Source organism: Synechococcus sp. R55.7, from assembly GCF_047461955.1.
GTDB lineage: Bacteria > Cyanobacteriota > Cyanobacteriia > Thermostichales > Thermostichaceae > Thermostichus.
On sequence record NZ_JANSIC010000248.1, the window covers coordinates 1 to 3,451 of the forward strand.

The 3,451-nt window shown below is 58.6% G+C and carries 4 protein-coding genes; 1 reads left to right on the forward strand and 3 read right to left on the reverse strand.

All coding sequences use genetic code 11. The features are described from left to right. Nucleotides 1-10 precede the first annotated feature (10 nt). Nucleotides 11-1,141 (forward strand): geranylgeranyl reductase family protein, encoded by a 1,131-nt coding sequence (locus tag NW820_RS11120; RefSeq protein ID WP_011433895.1) that lies wholly within the window; start codon nucleotides 11-13, stop codon nucleotides 1,139-1,141. Here NW820_RS11120 and NW820_RS11125 read toward each other — a convergent pair. From NW820_RS11125 to NW820_RS11135, 3 genes are all read right to left on the reverse strand, one after another. Further along, nucleotides 1,118-1,630, reverse strand: a complete 513-nt coding sequence (locus NW820_RS11125) for an ATP-binding protein (RefSeq protein ID WP_414402360.1) — start codon at nucleotides 1,628-1,630, stop codon at nucleotides 1,118-1,120. The two genes, NW820_RS11120 and NW820_RS11125, sit on opposite strands and share 24 nt — an antisense overlap. Nucleotides 1,631-1,748: 118 nt before the next feature. After that, nucleotides 1,749-2,576: an OmpA family protein gene (locus NW820_RS11130; protein WP_414407514.1), complete on the reverse strand. Its 828-nt coding sequence runs from the start codon at nucleotides 2,574-2,576 to the stop codon at nucleotides 1,749-1,751. Between the two features lie 151 nt (nucleotides 2,577-2,727). Next, nucleotides 2,728-3,387 carry an XRE family transcriptional regulator gene (locus tag NW820_RS11135; RefSeq protein WP_414342003.1) on the reverse strand — a complete coding sequence of 220 codons (660 nt, stop codon included), beginning with the start codon at nucleotides 3,385-3,387 and terminating at the stop codon, nucleotides 2,728-2,730. Between the last annotated feature and the right edge of the window lie 64 nt (nucleotides 3,388-3,451).

Below are 3,451 nucleotides of genomic sequence, written 5' to 3' on the forward strand. Positions count from 1 at the left end.
ATCGAAAACCATGCCGCAACTCTACGACTGTGTCATCGTCGGCGCCGGCCCTGCTGGAGGATCTGCCGCCTACCATCTGGCCAAGCGGGGACGCTCGGTGCTGGTTCTGGAAAAGGATCCCTTGCCCCGCTACAAACCCTGTGGGGGCGGCGTTTCTCCTATGGTGGCGGCTTGGTTTGACTTCGACTTTGGCCCCGCCATTTCCCTCAAGATCCGGCAAATCCGCTACACCTGGCGCGGCGGCGATCCGGTGGTGGTCGATTTGGATTTGAAAGAGCCCGTTTGGATGGTGCGGCGGGATGTTTTCGACCACTACCTGATTCAGCAAGCGCAAAAGCAAGGGGCAGCGCTCCAGGCAGAATGCCCTGTCTCTGGCCTCGAGTGGCAAAGCGACCGCTGGCAAGTGATGACAACCGCCGGCCCGGTCTGGGGTCGGTACGTGATCGGGGCCGATGGGGCAAAAGGCTCAATGGCCAAGTGGCTGGGCTTTCAGGAACGCCGCCGTCGCTTGGCTGCCGCCTTGGAAGCAGAAGTGCCTCTCCTGCAGCCGCAAACTGCAGCCGCCCATTTTGACTTCGGCGCCGTCAGCAATGGCTACATTTGGAACTTCCCCAAGGCTGATGGCTACTCGATTGGAGCCGGCACCTTTCGGGGTGGAGAAAAACAAAACCTGCGGGAAATTGCCGCCCAATATGCCCAAAGCTTTGGTGTGGACTTGAAATCGGTCAAGCCATTTGGCCATCCCATCTGCCTCTGGGACGAAGATCAACCGCTACACACCCAAAATGCCCTCTTGGTGGGAGATGCCGCCTGCGTTATCGATCCGTTTACCGCTGAAGGGATCCGCCCTTCCCTTCTCACCGGCATGTTGGCGGCCCAGGCCATCGATCAAGCTCTAGGCGGGGATACAGAAGCTCTGGCGAACTACTCTGCCCGCGTGCAGCAGGAATGGGGCTCAGAAATGCGCTGGGCTAAGCGGATTGCGGCGTTGTTCTATCGCTTTCCGGGCGTGGGCTACAGGGTGGGCGTCAAACGACCGGGAGCCACTCGGCGCATGGGCCAGATCTTGGCCGGTGAACTGCGCTACAGCGATGTGGCCAGCTCAGCTATTCGCAAGTTAAGCGGTGGTCTGCTCGCCTAAGCCCGGCACCGACAGACGCGGGCGAGATCCAGGATCGTCGAAGCGCTTGCCGATCAACAGGCAGTTGCGACCATCCGCTTGGCGGCTGTAGCTGAGGTGAGTAGAGAGAGCTTTCATCAGCAAAATACCCCGTCCCCCCTCGGACTCAAGATTGGCGTTGGGCGATGTGGGATCCGACAAGTTCCGAGCAAATCCCTCCAGATCAAACTCCTGCCCCTGATCCCAGATGCGCAACTCCAGCCCTTGCGGCATCAGCAGCAGCTCAATGTCGATGGGCGTACTTTCCGGCAGAGCGCGGTGGGCGTGGCGAACGGCGTTGGTAAACCCCTCTACCAAAGCCAACTGACATTCCGCCCAAATGGGATCCGGGATGCCCGCATTTCGGAAAGACTCAAACCAGGTCAAAACCTGGTCAAGCGCGTCCAGGGTTGTGTCAACCCTCAGCGCAAACGTTTGCCTCTTGTCCAGAGGGATCCCTGCCGCGTTCAAAACCGAACCCCAACGATGAGGATTTAACCTGCACCCATCAATCCTGGCCGGATTGACCCTACCAGATTCTAGACCAGAGCCCTGCTAGAACGTGTCATCCCCCACTTTGGGGGGGTAGCTAGGGAGCGATGACCAAATCCACACGGCGGTTCCGCTGCCGTCCGGCTTCTGTGTCGTTATCGGCAACGGGCAAGGTGGGGCCAAAGCCAGAGGTTGTCCAACTGATGGGATGGCCTTCCGGCAACAGTTTTATCAAATAGTCCTTAACCGCATTGGCGCGGCGCAGAGAAAGGGCCAAGTTGTAGTTTAAGGGCCCGATGTTATCGGTGTGGCCATTCACTTGAACGCGGGCGCCGGGCATAGCTTCCAAGGACTTGGCCACCTGGGCCAACAGCGAGGCTGCTTCAGGTCGAATCTCGGCTTTGTCAAAATCGAACAGCAAATCGCCCGGCAGGCTGATGGTTTGGGTTCCCACCTGAAAGGAGGTTGGCGTTGTGGTCGGAGCCGGGGTGGGCGCAGAGGCGCTTTCTGCCCCTGGAGCGATCTCAGCAGCAGTGGAAGATTCCCTGACAGGCTCAGGGGCTGTTTGAGAACGCAGCCGTTGCAGCCGCGACTCCAATTCCTCAATTCTGATCAAGAGCTGGATCACCTGCTGGCGGATTTCCCGGATCTCCCCTTCCAGATCCGTGGGGCTCTCATGATTTTCCTCTGGATCTGCATCTGCTGTTGGGCTGGCCACCGGAGGATTGGCCTGGGGCGGGGCCAAGGTGGGCAGGATCGGTGGTGTGGGAGAAGCGGGTTGAGTGGGAGAGATGTTGGTCTCCGGCTGGGGCTGAGGTTGGGCCTGCTGGGGAAGCACCATCCCGACCCAGATTCCGCTGCTGACCAAGAGGATCCCGCTTAGGGAATGGAGAGCGACTGTTAGGAGCTGGGACGAACGAGCCATTGCAGGCAAACCTCCGGCTGGATGGGCGCAGGCAAGGAGCAGGAACTCCTCTCAACTCAACCCTCAAGACCCATCCTAACCGGCGACCCGATCTCGCCAAGGGGATTCTCGGTCGGTCCAACTGCCACTTCCCGCCATCTGCTGTGGGAGGCTAATCAAAACTGATGCGACCTCGATAACGCCCTATGAGGGTTAGGCCGTTGATGGGATCCGCCAAATCCGCCACAAAAGGGGGAAAGCGGGGATTGTCGCTGATCACCTTCACCTGGGACCCAGGCAGGCGCTGCAGCCGTTTGACCAACAGATCTCCATCCATCTGAAAGACGTAAATGCCTTCACAGCCCAGGTCTCCACCCTCTTGCCGCTCCACAAAGATCCAGTCGCCATCCTCCAAGGTGGGAGACATGCTATCCCCCTGCACCCGAATCAGGCTCAGCTCGGCAGGATTTCCCTTCAAGTATGTCCGCAGCCAGTTTCGCTCAAAAGCAACCACCGATTCGATCGATTCTTCGCGCACCAACACCCCCGCTCCGGCAGAGGCGGCTACATCGACAAAAGGCACATACACATACTCTGCTTTCGCGTCGGGATGCAACTGCGGGGATCCCTCCCCTGTAATCAGCCAATTGAGGTTGACCTGGCCCACTTGGGCAATTTTCACGGCCTTGTCAATGCTGGGCACGGATCCCTTCAGGTAGCTGCGCAAGGCCGTATCGCTAATTCCGGCCCGTCGCCCAAACGCATAGACGGCTTCATCGCCAATCACCCATCGCAAGCGGTCTGCAAAAGAAGAGCCAGAGGAGATGGACATCGGCTTAACGCTACATATTGTGTATAAGCAGATTTTTACCACTATATCTTGACAAGTCAACAAC